Source organism: Amycolatopsis sp. NPDC041971, from assembly GCF_055588925.1.
The window spans coordinates 383618-403107 of sequence record NZ_JBVJCE010000003.1 but is presented as its reverse complement, the minus strand read 5'-3'; the positions used below and the strand labels follow the sequence as shown (position 1 = coordinate 403107).

Below are 19490 nucleotides of genomic sequence, written 5' to 3'. Positions count from 1 at the left end.
TCCGCCTCTCGTGAAGTCGACAGGCCGAATATATTGTCACATGCGCATATGTGCAATACAGGTGAGCCTAAGTTCACGATGTCTTAAGCCACCCCTGGAAACCATCCCCCATGAGGGCCTTCCCGAAACCTGGAACCGACACGCACCGCTACCGAAGTGACCGGAAGAATCCCCGCAGCTGGCCGACGAAGGCCTCGGGTTGCTCGAACGCGGCGAAGTGACCGCCCTTGGCCAGCACCTCGTACCAGCGAAGATCGGTGTAGCGCAGCTCCGCCCGGCGCCGGGACGGCCGGATGATCTCCCGCGGGAAGATCGAGATACCCGAAGGAACCTCAACGGCGGCGAGGTCCCGCTCCTTGCTGTCCCAGTAGATCCGCGCCGACGAGGTCGCCGTGCCGGTGAACCAGTAGACGGAGATCGCGTCGAGCAGCTGCCGTCAGGACAGCGCGGTCCGGCGAGCCGTCGTTGTCGGTCCACTCCCGGAACTTCTCCGCGATCCAAGCCGCCGGCGAGTCGGTCAGCCGTAGCCGACCGCCTGCGGCCGCGTGGCCTGCTGCCGCGAGTACGCGGACCCGACCGCGCGGAACCGTGCGAGATCGCCGATCGCCGCCTTCTCCTCCGCCGTCGGCTCACCCAGCTCTGTCTCGTCGTACGGGACGCCGCCATGTTCACGTGGACACCGATCAGCCGCTCCGGCGCGACGTTGGCGAGCATGTTCGTCACCCCGGCACCCCAGTCGCCCCCTGCGCGGCGTAACGCCCGTAGCCGAGCCGTCCCATCAGCTCGTCCCAGGCCCGGGCGACGCGCTCGACGTTCCAACCGGTCGACGACGGCTTGTCACTCCAGCCGAACCCCGGCAGCGACGGCTCCACGACATGGAAGGCGTCCGCCGGATCACCCCCGTGCGCGGCGGGATCGGTCAGCGGGCCGAGCACGTCGAGGAACTCGACCACCGAACCCGGCCAGCCGTGCGTGAGCACGAGCGGCGTCGCGTCCGGCTCCGTCGAGCGCACGTGCAGGAAATGGATGCCGAGACCGTCCACAGTGGTCTTGGACACCGGGAAAGCGTTGACACGGCCGGCCAAACCGAAGTCGTAGTCCTCCGCCCAGTACCGGCACAGCTCCCCCCTTGTTCCCAACCGTCCACAGTGGCCGGGTTCGGCCACGCGTGGCGCGCAGCCGGGTGCGCGGATCGGCGATGGCGGATTTGGGGATCGTCACCTCGAACGTTTCGATCACGCGTCCTCCCGCTGATCGACCAGGCCGCCTTGAGCCGCTGCACCGGCATCGACCGCCGCGACGTCGTCGCCGTCGTCAACGAACTCGCCGCCGCGGGCCACGTCGACCGCGCCCCCGACCCGGCCGACGGCAGCCGCAACCTGATCAGCCTCACCGAGCCCGGCATCCGGCGCCTGGACCAGCTGGAAGACCTGGTCAGGGACACCCGGGACCGGTTCCTCGGACCGCTGGAGCCCGCCGAACGCGAACAGCTGACCGGACTGCTCGGCCGCCTCGTCGAGCACCACAACGGTTAACGAGCACCACTCGCGAGAGCCCCAGGAGACATGCGCTAAGCTTCCAACGTCGCTCAGGCGGCAACGCCCTCGTAGCTCAGGGGATAGAGCACTGCCCTCCGGAGGCAGGTGTCGCAGGTTCGAATCCTGCCGAGGGCACAATCGAGCCCGGATCCGAATTATTCGAATCCGGGCCATTCGGTCTGGTTCGTCGGTCTGTGTCGATCAACCTCCGCGCGACCCCTGCCTCGAGATCATCCTCGACCTTGAACCCTTACTGAAGCAACCGTCCCGGCATGGTCGAGGTCACCCGCTATCGCGCACTGCGGCTATCGGCGAACGGACGTTTCGGGACCGGGGCTTGCCTCGAAGGGGAACCGGTCGCCGAAGGCGGGTTTGAGATCGCTCAGCCAGGCCGCGGCGGGGTCGTATTCGGCGTAGAAGGGCCTGCCGACCAGGTCGGGATCGCGGGCCTGGATCAAGTGCAGGGCGAAGACCTTACGGCCCGCCAGCTCGGCCACCCCGTCCACGCAGACCTTGCCCGCCGTGGTCGACATGGAGGGTCCCCGCACGGTCCGTGCCAGGCCGGAGACCGCGGCATAGGCGCCGCGGAATATCTCGTACGCGCGTGCGAGCGGCACCGAGAAGTAGTCCGCAGGACCGGTGTCACGCTCCACGAACATGTAGTACGGGACCATGCCCAGGCGCACCTGCCGACGCCACATCGATTCCCACACCTCCCGCGAATCGTTGATGGAACGGATCAGCGGTGCCTGGGTGCGGATGAGGGCCCCGGTGCTCCGGATCCTGGCGACCGCCTGCTCGGCGATCGGGGTTTCGAGCTCTCGCGGATGGGAGAAGTGGGCCATCAGGGCCAGGTTCTTGCCCGAGCGGACGACCTGCTCGAAAAGCGCGAGCAGGTCCGCGGCGTCCGGGTCGGTCACGAACTTGCGCGGCCAGAACGCCAGGGCCTTGGTACCGACCCTGATGGACTCGATCTGTCCGAGCGCGAGCAGGGGTTCCACATACTCCCGCAGCACCGACGCGCTCATGATCATCGCGTCGCCACCCGTGATCAGCACATTGGTGACCTCGGGGTGTGCGAGCAGGTAGTCGACGAGTGCCTGGACGCCACCGTCGGCCGCGATCCGCAAACCGGGTTCACCGACGAACTGCGGCCAACGAAAGCAGTAACTGCAATAGGCGTGGCAGGTCTGCCCCTGGCGGGGGAAGAACAGAACCGTCTCGCGGTACTTGTGTTGCATACCCTCCAACACGTGTCCGTCCAAAACCGGCCTGTTGAGCTGCACCTGACCCGCCGGGTGCGGGTTGAGCCGCATCCGCACCCGATGGGCAGCCTGCTGGACCTCGTGTCGCGGCGCGGCACATCGCAGCAGGCCGGCGATGTGGTCGACGTCCTCCTCCGGCAGCATGTCCTTCTGCGGGAACATCAGCCGGTAGATCGGGTCGTCAGGGGCCGATGACCAGTCGATCAGCTCATCGACCACGTAGTTGTTGGTCCGGAACGGCAACACTTCCGCCACGGCTCGCACCGCCAGCCGCTCGGCGGGCGGCAACCCCGCGCGGACGGTCAGCTGGTCCAGGTGCCTCGCGGTGAAGGCACGGAATCCGCGGCTGGTGGAGGTTGTCTGGGCGGTATTCATCAGGGTCACGTGCGCACCTTCACTCCGCTGACGAAGGCCGCGAAGCCCTCTTCAATCCTGGACAGCCCCCGCGCCACGGGGGGCAGGGCCAGCGAGTCGGCGCAGTGAGGGCGTCTTCGCTTCTCAGCGTTCATGGTCGTCGTGTTCCTCCTCGAGAAATGAGCGTCAAGAAAGCCAGCGTGATACTCGCCGCACCGCGGTCCGCCGGAAAGGCATCCGCGGAAGAACCGGAAATGACCGTGGAGGACTCCGCACGGCCGCGGTACCAGCGGTGCTTGAACTGTGGTGTGCGTTTGACGAGGAAGGCGTCCATACCTTCGCGCTGGTTCACGCATTCTTCGGCAAGCATGCCCAGGCCGCAAAGGGCGTCGGCCGCGGTCAGCACCTCCTCCATCAGCTCATCGGCTGCCACCACACGCGACACAACCCAGCCTCGGCGGCATCCAGCTCATATGGGCCGGCCGTTATCTCCGTCGTACGATCGGCCTCATCTGATCAGCGGCCGTACGCTGCAGCAGGTTCACACCTGCGGCGGCCGCCAGCAATACCGGCGACACCCAGAAGCCGGCGGAGATGTTTCCCGTGGCGTCGGAAATCGCCCCCGCCAAAACCGGGGAGACGGCCTGCCCTAACGCGAACGCGACGGTCAACAACGCGATGGCCGCCGTCCACGACGAGACTGGCAGTTGCCGCTGCGCCACGATGGTGATCGCGGTCGGACCTGCCAAGAAGCTGCCCCCGAAAAGGATCGCGGACAGGAACATCGCCGCCGGACTCGCGGGAAAGACAAGAACAGGCAACGTGCCCAGCATGACCGTCGCGAACACCATGGACGGCCCCCGAGACTCCCGAATAGCTCCAAGCAGCTTTCCCCACAGCAAGGTCGCTACGGCCGACACGAGTCCCAATACGGACCAGAACCAAATCACCTGCCCGCTGCTGCGCCCCTGCTCTTGCAACAGCGCGATGATGAACGTCATGTAGCCGACATAGCCGGCTCCGAACAGCCCGTACCCGATGAATGTGGGCGCGATCTGGCGGAATTCCCGACGTCCCAACAAAGCGATGCGGCCGCCCGTCGGCTCTCGCACACTACGGGCGGCCCACCAAGCCGCCGGCAGGCACGTGGCGCCGATGAGGCCGAGAACAATCCACCCCGCCGGCCACTGCTGCGCACCACTGTCCAGAACGATCGGAATGGCCACACCGGCCACGAGAATGCCGACCCCGACGCCTGCGACATAGAGACCGACAAGGGTGCCGCGTCGACGCGGATTCTGCGCCGGGCAGATTGCGGATGCCAGTCCGGCGCCCAGGATGAAGGTAAGAGCCGTCGAACCGCCTCCGATGGTCCGCAAAGCAATGAGGGCGAACACATCGGTGGTGGTGGCGGTGACCAGTAGAATCACGACACTTACGGAGAAACCCAGGAGAAACGTACGCGCCATACCCCAGCGATAGGCCACCCATGCCGCTACAAGTGCGCCTACAACGTAACCTGCGCCGTTCGCGGTATTCATCGCGCCGGCCTCGACATACGTCCATCCCAGATCCGCGCGCATCGGCGGCAGCAGCAAGCCGTAAGAAAACCGGGAGAGCCCTAACGCGACCGCCGCACCCCCGGACAACCCCAGCGCCGTGATGACCTCCCGCCACATTCGCTTCCGACCGTCATCAGCTTTCGGGGGTGAATCTGCTGTCACTGCCAATTACCTCAAGACACGGTTTTGAAGGAACACCACTAAGCTTGACTCCGCAAGCTCGACGAACATCGCCGCTCGCCGGACTGGCTGGCATCCGTTACGGAGCGGCCCTTTCCACCGTGGCGAGGGGCTTGGTGTCGTTCACGACGAAGACGCACAGCACCTTCAACGGATCAGGTCCGGGCACCCTCGCGTAATGCACGGCGTCAGCGGGAACCGTATAGGAACTGCCGATCACGTGATGCTGGTCAGGCTGACCTTCGACGCACAGGTAGAACTCGCCACCGATCACGTAGCCGGTCTCGATACCGGGATGGGTGTGCGGAGACGCACTCGTGCCGGCCGGGACCTCGATGATGCTCGTGTTGATGAGGTATCCATCGGGAAACTCGGTCCTCTGCAAAAGCGTCCGCTTGATATTTCCCTGGACATGTACAGCACCGGCTGATGTCCCGACGGTCGGTTCGTTGGATGCCTCGACGTCTCGCATGCTACTCCTCCTAGAGCGGTTGCCTACATCCTCTTGCCAGTCACTACGCCGTCACTACATCTTGAAGCCGATCGCCACCAGTGCGGTGCGCGGGACTTCCGCGATGTAGTGCTCTTGCTCGCGTCGAACCGAGATCGGTCCGAGCGTCTCCTCGACGAGAGCTTCGAGCCTCGCCTCGACGTCTTGCCTTGAGCCTGGGATTTTGCAGAGGTCATATGCGTCGTATAAATGCATGAGTGCGTTGCGTTTTGCCTCCTCGGCCGTCTGCCCCTCCAACACAAGCGGATCATGCATATCACACATTGTTAGATCGCCAAAGCCGGCGTCGGCGAAGAGACCGCGGATCTCTGCGCGAGTGAGGTGTTCATGAGGGTGACCCGTGCGCGAATACGGATGCACAACATCGTCGAAGAACCTCGCGGCACCTTGGCCGGCCTCGAACGCGTGCAGCACAAGCCGGGATCCGGGCTTGAGCGTGCGGTATGCTTCCAAAACGGCCAGCCGCCGGTCAGGTGGGCTCAGAAGTTGCGTGCCATAGCCGATGAGAACGCCATCCAATGAGTCGTCTCGAAACAGGCTTCTGGTCGCGGATTGGCGGATATAGGGCAGGCCTTGTGCGCGACAAGAGCTTATCATCAGGTTCGAGATATCAGCCGTGAATACAGTAGGAAAATCGTTTCCCAGGGTAGCCGACAACCGCGCGATGGTGCCACTGCCGCCAAGGACGTCAAGTATTCGAAGGGCGGAACCGGGGATTTCGCGAGAAACCGGAGAGAAGCGCTTCAGGAGGCTCGTCATGCCGGCTCGCCGGCTGTTCGCGCTGTTCTGCGCTTGACTCCAAGCCAGCCCGCGGCCTCCCGTTCCCTGGTCTTCGAACTCCCAGGACGACGTGTTCAGTTCCTTCAGGTAGTCCTCGATCACATCGGTCTCGATACGCCCCGGGTCGAGCAGCTCGTAGAGACTGGGGTACTTTTCGCGAATCTCCTGTAGATACCCCTGAAAGGTGAGATCAGATATGTAGTTTCCGATCATCGGACTGCCTCCGAACGAACATCAGGCGTAGCCGTTGAGCGCGTAGTGCCAACTGTGGCGATATCGTCGAAAATACCGAGTACGATCCGTTCGGCATCGACAGTCTGCCTCGACGCGATTCCCGGACGCGGCAAGGCATGTGTATAGAAGTGCGGCCCTTCGACCACGAACCCGACGGCCCACAGCCTGGAGTGAACTCGACCGTCAGCCTTTTTTACACGTAGGTTCTCGTCGATGTCGATCCCGGACGGGTGGTACTCCCCGTTCATGTACGGCCTGACCAGACCGCGCCGCGAAAGGTTCGCCGACAGAGGAGAAGAGTCAGTACGGGGCGAGTACTTGTCGAGCCTTGCAGAAATCACCACGTCGACGGCGATATGTACTGGACCGTCGGGGTAATCCAGCGAAATCCGGTAGCTGCGCTCATCATCGGGCGTCTCGATCCTGCCGGTGGCGCCACCGGCGACATCGAGGAGTCCAGCTTCGAACAGAGCCAGCCATTCTTCATTACGGCGCAGCGGAGGGCCAAAGGAGACCCGGTTCACGATCGGGTCGAATTGCTCGACGAAATAGCGATGTGAGGCTGGTGTCAAGCCGCCGTACTCCACCGCTGCGCGGAACGCCTCGCGGGCATCCCGCAAGACGTCCGTCGCGGCCTTGACGCCGCTTGTGCGGTTACCACGATACGCTTCGCCGAGATCGTTGGTCATGAACGCCAGGAACCATCGGCGGAACTCTACCTGCGAGCTGAAGTACTCGTCTTCCAGCGGCCAGAGGATCCGCCGGATCAGGCGAATTTCCTCCGGCGTCGGCGTGAAGCCGGTCGCGTCGACTTGCTCGGCACATTCCGCGGCCCGATGGGCATAGGCCATTTCAGTAATCAGTAGCGGTAGAAGATCAGCGCTGAAATCGATCCGCGCGTCGCCCAGCGTCATGGCGCGGGCGCGAAGTCGAGCGACGGCCTGGGGCGTGAAAAACCGGCAGATGTGGCGTCCGGTCCGCCCCTTCTGGTTGACACCGCGGGCCGCGAAAGGCAGTGCCTGACGAGAGCAGAGCCAGAGTCGTGGCTCACGTCCAGAGGCTTTATACACCAACTTGCCCTGCTCGGTCCGATACATGCCACCACGACCAAGGGTAAGCGCCGAAACCACGTCGTGAGCGGTAAGACCGAGGCCCTGGACCGCCACCCGCGCGTGGCTTGTGATCGCGTCCAGCTTGCTGATCGGATAGGGAGACGCAAAGTAGGTGAGATGCGGGTTCGCGGCTGCTTTATCCTTTGCGAAGGCGACTAGCCGCCGATCCTCATCTGTCTGCGCACGTTGACCGTGCCCCATGGCAAGCACGGCATAGCGCGCGAAGACTGTCTGCCCATTGTCGAGCTCGATCGCGTACCCATCGTTCTCGAACCGCACATCGATGGCACGTGCGCGCACGTGCCGGACACGGATGGAAAGAGGCAGCGCCGAGATGACCTCACGACCGAAGGCGACCAGGTATTCGCCAAGGAGGACGCGAGGGAGGTGGCTTCGCTCCGTCACTGGTTGCTCTTCACTCGTGTCAGAAGCACAGGCTCCGCCCGAATGCCGGCGATAGCGCTGTTCAGCTGCCCAGTCGAGCACCGATGGCGTGCTCTCACCTCCGACGGAACTCAGCGGCGGGCGCATCGTGACCTGGGACGCGAGGGTGTTGATCAGAAGGTGGCTGGGCTGGTCCGTGGGATGACTTCCCTCACCGAGGTTTCCGGGATCGATCACCGACACATCGAGGCTTACGTGGGGGGGTAGCCGTTTCCTGTGCTCCAGAAGCCGCTCGAGGATGGTCAGCGCCCGGGGGCCGCCGCCAATGATGGCGAGCCGGAAGCTAGACATCGGCCGTGCCCGCACGCGAATCTTCGAATGCCAGACGTGTGACCGGGTTGGAGTGCACCATCGCGATGTCCGGACTGACCTGAGAGGGGGGAAATGCGCCCAGGACCAACGGATCGTGTCCCGGGATGATGTGACCGAGGTCTTTGGCCCGCGCCGCGATACGCTCGTAACCGTCGAGATACTCCGCGAAATCGACAAAGCTCGGGAAAGGGATTCCTCGACGAATATTTTCGTAATAGTGCACGGCATCGCTGGCGAGTATGAGCTCCCCGCGCGCCGTGGTGACGGTGACGAACTGAAGACCTTTCGTATGACCACCACACAGGTGCACAGAGATGCCTGGCGCGATCTCCTCGTCACCATCGATAAAGTGCAGCCGGCCCTCGTACAGACTTTGCACGGCGGCAGCCACGTCGACGGCCTCGTAGTTCTTTCGCAATTGCGAATGCCGCATGCTACGCCCTGTGCAATATTGCATCTCGGCGGTTTGCAGATGAATTTGCGCGTTAGGAAATTCGGCGATGTTTCCCGCGTGGTCATAATGCATGTGGGTCACGATCACGTCGTCGATGTCCTTGGCGGTGACACCCAAACGCTCCAGAAGCTCGAGCGGATGCGAGTGGTAGTGCCGACCACGCCGGACAGCGGTTTCAGGCGTGAAACCGGTATCGACCAGCACAGCGCGCCCTTGCCCGCGAATGAGCCAGACGAAGAAGTCAAGCGGCATTTCCGGCACATGGAGCGGATCTTCGCCGAGAAAGTTGTCGGCGCTCCTGCGGCCATAGTGGGAGGCGTAGCGCAGGGCGAAGACCTCGTAGACGGGTGAATCGGAACCACTCGGGGTCATCGCCGAGCCGCCAGGAAAGAAATGATGCCCGCGGGGAAATGGTCGCCGACGGTGGTACAGAATCGCGCAAGCGAGAGACCGGAAGACGCAACAGGTATGGTTGTGACTATCGGTAGACCCAGGAAGATCATAGCTATAGAACGTAGCAGGTATCAAACACCCGCGACAATAGGTTGCGTTGACTCAGCAAATGGACCAACTACGGCTGCGCTACGGGTCAGTCCATTGCGGACTACAATCGGAGCCACCGTCTTCCGCCTCGACATCGGCGAAATCCTCGCCACCGGCACCGCCGGCTGCGGCACACTTCCGGAATCGAACCCGCGTTGTCGATGAGCAGGCCGATCGGTCTTGTGAGGTGTTATTGAGGGGTAAGGCAAAGGTGTCGTGAGGTCGGGCGACATGATCACCGGACGAGGAAGCGCTCACCGGTCCCTGGAGGCCTTCACTACCTTCCGAGACACCCCTGGTGACAACGGGACCACCGTGACACCAACCCCCGGCCCTCGCGGCCCGTGGATGCCTCCACCATCGATCTGAGGTGACCGTTGGCCGCCAGGTATTTCACCACAAGCGGCCGGGCCGTCGAAAACGATCTTTTCGACAAGATCTTAACCGCCGCCCAGCCGTTGAACGTGCCGCCTCTTCACAATATCGAAGCGGCGCTATCCGGTATTACGATTCGGCTGCCTCAGTTCCTTGGCGAGATTTCTCCAACGTTCGGCACACACCAAGGCGAGTTCGGCGAAGTTATCGCGGCGGTATTCAGGGACACACTGAATGAGATTGTGTCGCTGGTCATCATTGATGTCACAGATACTGAGCCATTGAAGCAAGGTCCGCGCGACGGCATTGAACCGCAATGAAGGATCCTTGCGCAGGCCCTGCAGGTCCGGGCCGACCGGGTCCTGCCGAGGCGGCTCCGGGAGGATCTTGTTCTTCGAATACTTCATCGGCACAGGATCGTCACCGCGTCGCAGCCGATCGCGGACATCGCGGGCCGTCCCCGTCGAGATTCCGGCCGTGCTCGCGATCTCGCGTAACGGGGCATCTGGTCGTTCGGCGATGATCTTGGCGGCCGCTCGTCGTCCTTCCGCGGTGGTCAGCGGCCGTATCCTGCCGTCTTTGCCGATCCGTGCTTGCGACTGACAGGAATTGTCAGTCGCACGGCTGCGGATCGCCCCCACCGTCGGCGCGCTCAACCCCGTCACCTCGGCGATAGCCCGATCCGACCAGGCTGCTCGCGACTCCAGTATCCGCAAGACCGCCGCCTCGCGATCTGCTCGGGTAAGCGGGAGACCATGCCGCACATTCGACTGTACGGACTGCACGAACGCTTCGAAATCCGTACCGTCGAAGTAGGTGACCGAGATTTCCGAATCTCCACGCAGGTGGGCAGCGAGGATTCGATGTGTCCCATCGATCACCCGCATGGTGGACCGATGCACGAGAACCGGCGGCAGATGTGCATCCGCCCCGGCGAGCGATTCGACGTGCTTCGGGTCCTCCCCGTCAAGCCGCGGTGAGTCGGCAAGTATCAACGCATCCAGCGACACTGAATCTGACACCGTTTCCCCCACCCCAAGATGCCCGAGTCGTTCACCTCCGACGGAGTTACCACTGTCGCAGACAGGATCCCTGGTTGGCAATCGGTCATCCAGGCAAGCCGGGGGATCCCCGCGAGTCCAACGGCTACCCCGCCACCAGAAACAGGACGAACGTCCAGCGCGGCTGCGGCCGCCCGGGCTGCGATGCCATTCCCGCAGCACCGCCCGTCCCAGCCGTCACGTGAAGTCACCTTCGCGGTTTCGGCGAGCGGATTGACGGTTCGCGTACTGACTTGTCAGGCGCACGCTTCCGACCACGCGAATCCTGTTCAGCGCGACCGTGAGAAAGTCGCAGGTGAGCTGAACGAGCGCTGAACAGGCCGCGCACGTAACCGTGGATGATGATAGGCGGGTGTTCGCGTCTAGCGGACTGTCCACAAAGGAGCACGGGCCTTGTCCGCGTGAGGCACCTGGCCGTCGCTCGTCTGCCGGAGTAGTGCGAGGGCCTCCTCGGAGGGGGAGCCGGCGGGGGTCGTGCAGACGATCAGCACCTGGTCCGGTGAGCGGGCGATCGACAGGGTCTGCTGTGTCACGGTCACCGTGCCGACGACGGGATGGCGCAGTTCGTAGGACGCGGCGTCGCAGGGTGCCACGCGGTGGTCACCCCAGAGTGCGACGAACTCCGGGCTTTTCATGGTCAATTCGCCGATCAGCTCCGCGAGCAGTGGGTCCTCCGGGTGCCTGCCGACGGTGCTCCGCAGGTTGCCGACCACCGCGCGGGCTTTGCGCTTCCAGTCCTTGTAGAGCTCCCGGCAGTGTGGGTCCAGGAACAGGATCCGGCTCATGTTCGGCCGACCGGTCAGGTTGTCCGGGCCGCGGAAGTCCAGGTGTCCGGCCAGCAGGGCGTGCCCGAGGGTGTTCCATGCCAGTACGTCCGTACGCCGGCCGAGCACCAGCGCCGGGACGCCGTCCACGGCGCGCAGGAGGTCCCGCGTCTCGTCGGCGAGCTTCTCGGGCCGGGGGCGGCGCGGGCGGGGAGTGCGGCGGGCGGCCCCGGCCAGCCGGGTGAGATGCTCGCGTTCGTGGTCGTCGAGCCGCAGGGCGCGGGCGATCGCCTCGAGTACCTCGGCCGAGGCCCCGCGGGACAGCCCCTGCTCCAACCTCGTGTAGTACGAAACGCTGACGCCCGCCAGCTGGGCCAGTTCCTCGCGGCGGAGCCCGGCCACTCGCCTGCGGGGCCCGAGGTCGCGCAGACCGGCGTCTTCCGGTCGCAGTAGCGCCCGTCTGGCCTGCAAGAAGCCGCCGAGTGGGCCAGGTCCGTCCATGCCCTCAGTATCCGGGGCACGGCCCGATCCCAGCCACCCCCTGTGCGGGGTAGGACAACGCGGGAGTGGTTCGTGCGTGCCCGCGTGTCCAGGCTCGGTCTCATTCACCGAACCAAGGACAGAGGACACATGGATCAGCTCACCCTGGGCGATGTCACCGTCACCCGCGTCAAGGAGTTTTACGGCTCGGTCGAGATGACTCCGGGCCAGTTCTTCCCGGACGGTCCCGACGGCTCGTGGGACGAGCACCACGGCTGGCTGGCGCCCGATTTCTGGAACCCGGAGACCGACGAGTGCCACTCGGCGATCCAGTCCTGGCTGCTGCGCAGCGAGGGGCGCACGATTCTCGTCGACACCGGCGTGGGCAACCACAAGGACCGGCCCTACGCGCAGGTGTGGAGCCGCCGCGACACCGGCTACCTCGACAACCTCGCCGCCGCCGGGGTGCGGCCCGAGGACGTCGACATCGTGGTCAACACGCACCTGCACATCGACCACGTCGGCTGGAACACCCGGCTCGACGGCCGTACCTGGGTGCCGACCTTCCCGAACGCGACGTACCTGATGACGCGACGGGACTTCGAGTTCTGGGATCCGGCCAACGAACATGAGACGGTGCTCGGCCGCGGCAACCAGAACGTCTTCGAGGACAGCGTCGCGCCGGTCCACCAGGCGGGGCTGGCACACCTGTGGGAGGGCTCGTACCGGATCGACAAGAACCTGCGGCTCGATCTCGCTCCCGGGCACACCCCCGGCTCGTCCGTACTCGCCCTGGAGTCCGGCGGCGACCGGGCCCTGTTCGTCGGGGACCTGGTACACACCGCGCTGCAGATCGTGGAGCCGGAGACCAATTCCTGCTTCTGCGAGGACCCGGCCGAGTCCCGGACCACCCGTCACAAACTGCTCGGCCACGCCGCCGAGAACAACGCACTCGTCTTCCCCGCGCACTTCCCCGGCCAGGGCGCCGCGGAGGTCGAGCGCAACGGGTCGAAGTTCGCGATCAAGCGGTGGGCGGCCTTCGCCCGCCTCTCCTGATCCTCCTGGAAAGGAAGCGTTTCCCGTGACCCAGTACGCGAACCCGGTCGTCGAAACCCCGGCGGGCGCCGTCCGCGGCGTCCGCGACGACTCCGGCGAGTTCTACCGTGCCATCCCCTACGCGGCAGCACCGATCGGTGCCCGCCGGTTCACCTCGCCCGCGCCGCGTCCAGGCTGGTCCGGCGTCCGCGACGGCACACGACCCTCGCCCACCGCACCCCAACCGGTCCGCGACTTCGGCGAGCTCGACATGACCCCCTACTTCGGACCGGGCTGGATCCGGGGCGAGGAGTACCTGACCGTCGACGTCCGCACGCCTGCCGCCGACAGCGGCAGCCGGCCCGTCCTGGTCTTCGTGCACGGCGGTGGGTTCGTCACCGGCTCGACCCGCGCCGCGCTCTACGACGGCAGCGCGTTCGCCCGCGACGGCATCGTCCTCGTGACGGTGAACTACCGCCTCGGCATCCCCGGTTTCCTCGACCTGGAGGGCGCTCCGCCCAACCGCGGGCTGCTCGACGTGCTCGCCGCGCTCGGCTGGGTGCGCGCCACGATCGCGGCGTTCGGCGGCGACCCGGACAACGTCACGATCTTCGGCCAGTCCGCGGGCGCCACCCTCGTCGGAGCGCTACTCGCGACGCCGGAGGCCGAAGGGCTGTTCCGGCGGGCGATCATCCAGAGCGGCAGCGGCACCGGCGCCTTCACCCCGGAACAGGCGCGACGGGTCACCACCACGGCGGCCGCCACACTGGGCGTCGAACCGACCGCCGACGCCTTCGCCGCGATCCCGGACGAGCGGTTCCTCGAGATCCTGCCCGCACTGGCCGGGCTCGACCTGCGCACCAGCACCGCCACAGACCCGCTGGCAGGCCTCAGCCCGTTCAGCCTGGTCCTCGCGGTCCAGCCCGCCGACGGTCTCACACACGGCCCGGCCCGCGACGTCGACCTGCTGATCGGCACCAACACCGAAGAGGGGCATCTCTACGTCGTGCCGCAGGGGAACCTGGAGTCCTCCACGAAGGCGGACGTGCTCGCCATCGCCACCAGGGTGTCCGCGGACCCGGAGGCCAAGGTCGCCGCGCACCGGGCGGCACGGCCGAACGCGACACCGGGCGAGCTGCGCTCCGCGGTGCTCGGGGAGGCCCTGTTCGGGGCCGGCACGGCCCGCATGGCGCAAGCCCACGCACGGATCTCGGACGGGCGCACACACGTCTACTCGTTCGGATATCGCTCGACTGCCCTGAACGGACGACTCGGCGCCACCCACACCGTCGAGCTGCCCTTCGTCTTCGACCTCGCCGACAAGCCTTGGCTGCACGGCGACACAGGTCTGCTCGGCCCCGGCCCCGCCCCGGACGGGCTCGCGACCCGGATGCACCGTGCCTGGGTCGCGTTCGCCAGGACCGGGGACCCCGGCTGGGCCGCGTACGACCCGCGACGACCCGTGGCGGAGATTCTCGGCAGCTGACCGTGTCGGCCACTTCACCCGTGTCGTCGTCCCCTTCCCGTCAGCGGACTCCCCTCGTTCCTGCGCCGCGTCTCTCGCTCAAGCTCGGTCAGTACCCCACGTAAAACCAGGATGACCTTGTCCGGCCTGGCCAGTAGTCTCCGGCGGACGATGAAACAGGGGGAATGCTCGTGTCCAGCCACTTCGAGGCCATCGGGATCGGCGTCACCGACCAGGACGAGTTCGGGGAGAGGGTCGTTTCCCTGATCAGTATGGGCGAAGCCCGGCAGATCGCTGCGAAGACCAGCGAGCATGTTTGGACCGATCCCTCGGGCTCCCGGCTGGTCGCGCAGGTCCGCGACCGCGAGATCGAGTTCCTCATGCCGTGTCTGGCCGGCGCGACGCCCGCGGTACCGGTGCGCGACGTTCGCCTCGTCGACGACGAGACCGCGACGCTCGAACTCCTCGACGGTGTCGATGGGGAGTCGGTCTGTCCCATCGCGGTGGAGCTGGAAGACCGAGCGGTGCTCGCCCTTTCCGGCGGACGGCTCGAGATCGGGTCCCTGGTGCTGGCCGCTCTGGCCGAAGACGTCACCGTGCACGCCGACGCCGAGGCCTACTACGCCTCGCAGGGCGACGACGGGCCGAAGTTCGCCGCCGACCACTTCATCCCTTCCGGCACTTTCGCGCTCGGGGAACCCTCGCCCGACTGGACGCCTTCCGCCCACGCGCTGTTCGCCGGCGAGGTCCTCGAGGCCGAGACTCCCGTGAACACCGTTACCGGTGCGGCATTCCATCGGATCCGGGTCCGCACCATCGCCGCGATCGAACTCGACGTCGCCATCGCGACCGCCGACCTCGATCGACCACCCGCACGCGGCAACATCGTGACCGGGACCTTCTTCCTGACCGGAAGGCTTGGGCTACCGGCGTCCGGCACCGCGGAAAACCCGGTGAAGCGGCGGCGCTGGTTCCGGCGATAGGCCCGCTACAGGTCGATCATCGACCGGCCGGCAAGGCGGATGCGGCGATGCGGACTTGTCCAAGCACAACGTTCCGACCTGGCGCTGTGGTTTCGATCAAGACGGTATGTTGCCGAAGAAGCGACTACGAATGGTGGCCGGTTCATCGCAGCTTGCCGAGGACTGCGAGTCGTCGCTATATGCGGTAACTGGGGGGACTGTGCCGGTTGAGCTGAGGACGATGCGACGCGAAAGAACTTGTCGGACTACTTCCACATCGCCGGTCTCGGCGCGATCCTGGCCGGTGTGGCATCTGGTGCCTTGGGCGCCTACGCCTACTACAGCGACGCGCTGACGCCGTTGGCGCACAGCTTCCACCATCTGGATCGTATTGGTCGTCGCCGTGACGGCCGGTACGCCTCGGCGGCGCGCGATGGTTCGGGCGGTGGGAGCGCTGTTCGCGGCCGTTCTTGCTTTCTATCTTGGCAAGGCCCTGGTCTATGGCGTCAAGTATGCGGCGATGCCGTACCGGATCGACGTGTCGACGACAGTGCTGTGGTGCGCCTTGGCGATCGTCTGCGGCCTGCTCGCCGGCTTCCTGTCGAACGCGATCGGGCGAACCGATAACCGCGGAACAGTGGCGAGCGCGATGGTGGTCGGCCTGCTGGTCGCGGACGTTGTTCGACAGTCCGGCCGCTCAGGCATGGGCGTCCTGCTGCCGGCGACGGCGGTCGTGATCGGCTTCGTGGGTTTTCGAGGGATTCGCTCGCTGCGCCAAGGCATCCAGGTTGCGGTCTACGCAATCCCACTGGGATGTCTCGGTTTCGTGATCGTATCGGCGTCCGACGTCCTCGATGAAGTCCTGATCAGGGTCAAGCTCTAGCGCCCGCGACTCAGGCCCCGGAGATGGCACGGATTCCGGTGATCAACCGGTCGATGTGTTCGGGCGTCGTGCCGATGCCGATGCTCGCGCGCACCGCGGTCGGCGTGGTGGTGCCCGCTTCGTCCAGCAGTCGCCGGGTGAAGGGGTGGGCACAGAAGAGGCCGTCACGCACGCCGATGCCGAACTCCGCGGCCAGGCGGGTGGACACCGTGCGCGTCTCGACGCCGTCGACGGTGAAGGAGACGATGCCCAGTCTGTCCGGCCAGCCGCCGACGGCTCCCAGTATCCGCACCGCGGGGATCTCCGCCAGGCCGCCGTACAGGCGGGTCATGAGGGCGTCCTCGTCGGCACGGACCGTGTCCAGGTCCGCCGCGGCGAGGGCATCGCAAGCGGCGGCGAGAGCCACGGCGCCGATGACGTTCGGAGAGCCCGCCTCATGGCGCGCGGCACCGGACGCCCAGCGGACGTCGCCGGGTGCGTCACCGACGTGCGCGGTGGCACCGCCGCCCGAGAGGTACGGCCGTGCGCGGTCGAGCCAGTCGGCCCGGCCCGCGAGTACGCCGGTACCGAAGGGGGCGTACAGCTTGTGGCCGGAGAAAGCCACGTAGTCGAGGTCGAGCGCGGCGATGTCGATCCGCCGGTGTGGCGCGAGTTGCGCGGCGTCCACCGCGACGCGGGCGCCGAAGCGGTGGGCGGTGGCGGCGAGTTCGGCCAGTGGCCAGACCTCACCGGTCACATTGGACGCTCCGGTGACGGCCAGCAGCGTCGGACCTTCGTCGTCCTGCTCGGCGAGCGCGTTCGCGGCGGCGGCGACCGCCTCGTTTGGCGACGAAGGCGCCGGGAGCCGGACGACTTCGTTCCAGGGCAAGAGGTTCGCGTGGTGTTCGCCTTCGAACGTGATGACGACGGTGTCCGGCGGAACGGCGTGTGCCAGCAGGTTCAGCGCGTCGGTGGTGTTGCGGGTGAACACCACCTCGTCACCGGGGCGGCAGCCGAGGAACTTGGTGACGGATTCGCGGGCGGCCTCGTATTTTTCCGTGCACAGCCGGGAAAGCGCGCCGGCACCGCGGTGCACGCTCGCGTAGAGCGGGAGCAGGTCACCCACCACGTCGGCCACCTCGCGCAGGCACGGCGCGCTCGCCGCGTAGTCCAGGTTGGCGTAGGCGATCTTCGTCCCGTCAGCCAACCCCACCTTGACGTCGGAGCCCAGCACGCCCAGCGTGTTCCCACTCATCACGAAGCTCCTCCGCCGACCGGACCACCTGTTCGCCCCTCATGGTCGCAGCGTTCTCACTGGGTGGACATCTCCTGTGCTGCCACGGATCAAGAAAAGACCCACGGTGAAGTGGCGATCGCGCACCCGTTCCGCTCGAACCGCCCGGGATGGCGCGACACGAGCGTGCCGAGATCACGCCGGACGGGCACCGCGACCGCGCCCAGCCTTCGTTCCCATTCCGCCACCGGCCTCGTGCCCAGCGCCTTGGTGATCGCGTCCGGCAGTTCTTCCCGCGTCGGCGGGGAAATGTCCAGGAGAGAGCACAGTGCCTCGACGTCTTCGGTCACGATCGCGAGCAGTCCGTCGGCCGCGGCGAAGACACCGTCGACAGCGGCAGGTGACGGCTCACGCAACAGGGCGTCGGCCGCACCGAGCAACGAAGTCGTGACCTCGCCACCCCGGCCGGACCGCTGACGCGCCACCAGAGCGGCCAGGATCCCTTCCGCCGAAACGAATCCGCCCGCGACGTCCACCATGATCATCAACGTCGGACGCGCAGGCGCGCCGACGGGAGCCAGCGCGTCGGCCACCCCGGAATAGGCCTGGACCATATAATCCGTACCCGCGGGCGGGTCCTCCCCCAGCGCGTCGCCCCAGCCGGACGCGGTCGCGTAGACCAGTCCGGGGTTCACCGCGTGCATGGCGACCGCGTCCAGGCCGAGCTCGACGTCCTTGCCGGGCGCCCAATTGTGGAGGAAGACGTCGGCGTCGCGGATCAGATCCAGGACTTCGGCACGGCCCTCCGCCTGTTTGAAGTCGATCTCGGCGACGCTCTTGCCGTCGTTGAGCACGCGGAACTTCGCCGAACAGTCGCCCGCCATCGGCGGCATGCCTCGCAAGGGGTCGCCGCCCGGCGGCTCGATCCGGGTGACGGTCGCGCCGAGCAATGACAGCAGCCGGGTCGCCAGCGGACCTTGCACCCGTCGCGTCGATTCGACGACGTGGATCCCGGCGAGCGGCAGACCCGCGGTGGCGCTGGATCCGGGCGGGGCCGCACGCCCGGCGCGGAAGGACCACGGCGGCGAGCCCGCGTCGGCATCGGCACGCCGGTCGGCGACCGTCCGAACAGGACAGACGTGCATTCCGGTGGAGGCGGCGATCGAGCGGATCTCCTCGAACGAGGTGGCCTCGGCCGCCTCGTGCAGCTCGCGCGGGAGCGACACCGACGCACGTTCGTAGCGGAGGAGGAACGGCCGCCAGCCCTGTCCGATCGCGCGCTCCGGCGTTCCCAGTGAGGCCCAGAACCGTTGCCAGGCCTCACCGCTGAAGGCCTCGACCTCGAACGGCACCCCGTCGGCCGAAACGAACGGCGGCCGTGCCGCCGACGGTGTTCCCTCCGGTCCCTCGGGATCTTCGTCCGCGGTGGCGGCGGCGATGTACTGTCCGACCGCGAGCAGGGCGACACCGTCCGCGCCGAGTTCGACCCGGGACACCGGATTTCCGCGTAGCTGAGCCAAGGTCGTGGCGAGCACGCCCTGGATGGCGGCGATCCCCGTGAGCACCGAAACGTAGTCGACGCCCAGCGGCCGCGGCTGCGCCTCCGACCGTCCGTGCAGTGCCATGATCCCGCAGTCCGCCTGCACGAGGTTCTCCGGGAACGGCCCGCGCAAGGCTGCCTCGACGGCGACACCCGGCCCGCTCAGGCTGAGGACGCCGGGCCGCGCGGCACCGACTTCGGCCTCCAGCATCCGCAGCCGCTCGAGAGCGGTCTCGACGGCCGGGCCGGATCCACCACAGTGGACCCTGAAACCTTTCAAGGGGGCTGAACAGGACACGACAAACCTCCGGGAAAGGGTAAGGCGAAGGCGAAGGCCTGGGGGGGGGTTGCGGGGGGGGGACAGGGGCGGGGGGGGGCGGGCGGGGGCGGGAGCTGCGTATCCTGGCCGCGCTCGCCCGGGAC

The 19490-nt window shown here is 66.3% G+C and carries 16 protein-coding genes, 1 tRNA gene and 1 pseudogene; 6 read left to right on the top strand and 12 right to left on the bottom strand.

Features of this window, described 5'->3' with window-relative positions; all coding sequences use genetic code 11:
* Nucleotides 1–148: 148 nt before the first annotated feature.
* Nucleotides 149–1239 (bottom strand): annotated as a pseudogene (locus ACZ6DT_RS10120) (epoxide hydrolase family protein).
* Here ACZ6DT_RS10120 and ACZ6DT_RS10115 point away from each other — a divergent pair.
* Together ACZ6DT_RS10115 and ACZ6DT_RS10110 are read left to right on the top strand one after the other, a co-directional pair.
* Entirely contained in the window at nucleotides 1206–1535 is a 330-nt protein-coding gene (locus ACZ6DT_RS10115; protein WP_465591858.1) for a MarR family winged helix-turn-helix transcriptional regulator, read from the top strand. The pseudogene ACZ6DT_RS10120 and the gene ACZ6DT_RS10115 overlap by 34 nt on opposite strands.
* A gap of 65 nt (nucleotides 1536–1600) precedes the next feature.
* Nucleotides 1601–1673 (top strand) — tRNA-Arg (locus ACZ6DT_RS10110).
* Between the two features lie 170 nt (nucleotides 1674–1843).
* Here ACZ6DT_RS10110 and ACZ6DT_RS10105 read toward each other — a convergent pair.
* The 9 genes from ACZ6DT_RS10105 to ACZ6DT_RS10065 all read right to left on the bottom strand — a co-directional run bounded on the left by ACZ6DT_RS10105 (nucleotide 1844) and on the right by ACZ6DT_RS10065 (nucleotide 11990).
* A complete protein-coding gene (locus ACZ6DT_RS10105; protein ID WP_465591855.1) occupies nucleotides 1844–3178 on the bottom strand; it encodes a KamA family radical SAM protein in 1335 nt (444 codons plus the stop codon).
* 130 nt (nucleotides 3179–3308) lie between these two features.
* A complete protein-coding gene (locus ACZ6DT_RS10100) occupies nucleotides 3309–3590 on the bottom strand; it encodes a hypothetical protein (RefSeq protein ID WP_465591516.1) in 282 nt (93 codons plus the stop codon).
* A 52-nt stretch (nucleotides 3591–3642) separates the two neighbouring features.
* On the bottom strand, nucleotides 3643–4836 hold the full coding sequence (locus ACZ6DT_RS10095) for a YbfB/YjiJ family MFS transporter (RefSeq protein WP_465591852.1): 1194 nt from the start codon (nucleotides 4834–4836) through the stop codon (nucleotides 3643–3645).
* 142 nt (nucleotides 4837–4978) lie between these two features.
* Nucleotides 4979–5371: a cupin domain-containing protein gene (locus tag ACZ6DT_RS10090; protein WP_465591513.1), complete on the bottom strand. Its 393-nt coding sequence runs from the start codon at nucleotides 5369–5371 to the stop codon at nucleotides 4979–4981.
* A 54-nt stretch (nucleotides 5372–5425) separates the two neighbouring features.
* Nucleotides 5426–6403, bottom strand: coding sequence for a class I SAM-dependent methyltransferase (locus ACZ6DT_RS10085; RefSeq protein WP_465591510.1), 978 nt, complete (start codon nucleotides 6401–6403; stop codon nucleotides 5426–5428).
* On the bottom strand, nucleotides 6400–8271 hold the full coding sequence (locus ACZ6DT_RS10080; protein WP_465591507.1) for an FAD/NAD(P)-binding protein: 1872 nt from the start codon (nucleotides 8269–8271) through the stop codon (nucleotides 6400–6402). The genes ACZ6DT_RS10085 and ACZ6DT_RS10080 overlap by 4 nt, the downstream gene beginning before the upstream one ends.
* Nucleotides 8264–9118 carry an N-acyl homoserine lactonase family protein gene (locus tag ACZ6DT_RS10075; protein WP_465591505.1) on the bottom strand — a complete coding sequence of 285 codons (855 nt, stop codon included), beginning with the start codon at nucleotides 9116–9118 and terminating at the stop codon, nucleotides 8264–8266. Before ACZ6DT_RS10075 ends, ACZ6DT_RS10080 begins: the two co-directional genes overlap by 8 nt.
* Before the next feature lie 665 nt (nucleotides 9119–9783).
* The gene (locus ACZ6DT_RS10070; RefSeq protein WP_465591502.1) at nucleotides 9784–10674 is read right to left on the bottom strand and encodes a ParB/RepB/Spo0J family partition protein; all 891 of its coding nucleotides are present in this window, start codon (nucleotides 10672–10674) and stop codon (nucleotides 9784–9786) included.
* A gap of 413 nt (nucleotides 10675–11087) precedes the next feature.
* A complete protein-coding gene (locus ACZ6DT_RS10065) occupies nucleotides 11088–11990 on the bottom strand; it encodes a helix-turn-helix transcriptional regulator (RefSeq protein WP_465591499.1) in 903 nt (300 codons plus the stop codon).
* A 129-nt stretch (nucleotides 11991–12119) separates the two neighbouring features.
* Between ACZ6DT_RS10065 and ACZ6DT_RS10060 the strand changes: the two genes are divergently transcribed.
* The 4 genes from ACZ6DT_RS10060 (at nucleotide 12120) to ACZ6DT_RS10045 (ending at nucleotide 16314) form a co-directional block, all read left to right on the top strand.
* Nucleotides 12120–13025, top strand: coding sequence for an MBL fold metallo-hydrolase (locus tag ACZ6DT_RS10060; protein WP_465591496.1), 906 nt, complete (start codon nucleotides 12120–12122; stop codon nucleotides 13023–13025).
* A 25-nt stretch (nucleotides 13026–13050) separates the two neighbouring features.
* A complete protein-coding gene (locus ACZ6DT_RS10055) occupies nucleotides 13051–14490 on the top strand; it encodes a carboxylesterase/lipase family protein (protein ID WP_465591493.1) in 1440 nt (479 codons plus the stop codon).
* A 164-nt stretch (nucleotides 14491–14654) separates the two neighbouring features.
* Nucleotides 14655–15452, top strand: a complete 798-nt coding sequence (locus ACZ6DT_RS10050) for a hypothetical protein (protein WP_465591491.1) — start codon at nucleotides 14655–14657, stop codon at nucleotides 15450–15452.
* Between the two features lie 370 nt (nucleotides 15453–15822).
* The gene (locus ACZ6DT_RS10045) at nucleotides 15823–16314 is read left to right on the top strand and encodes a hypothetical protein (RefSeq protein WP_465591488.1); all 492 of its coding nucleotides are present in this window, start codon (nucleotides 15823–15825) and stop codon (nucleotides 16312–16314) included.
* Between the two features lie 10 nt (nucleotides 16315–16324).
* Here the strand turns inward: ACZ6DT_RS10045 and ACZ6DT_RS10040 are convergent, their stop codons facing one another.
* Together ACZ6DT_RS10040 and ACZ6DT_RS10035 are read right to left on the bottom strand one after the other, a co-directional pair.
* On the bottom strand, nucleotides 16325–17548 hold the full coding sequence (locus ACZ6DT_RS10040; RefSeq protein WP_465591487.1) for an aminotransferase class V-fold PLP-dependent enzyme: 1224 nt from the start codon (nucleotides 17546–17548) through the stop codon (nucleotides 16325–16327).
* Between the two features lie 89 nt (nucleotides 17549–17637).
* Nucleotides 17638–19347, bottom strand: a complete 1710-nt coding sequence (locus tag ACZ6DT_RS10035; RefSeq protein ID WP_465591484.1) for a CoA transferase — start codon at nucleotides 19345–19347, stop codon at nucleotides 17638–17640.
* Nucleotides 19348–19490 lie beyond the last annotated feature (143 nt).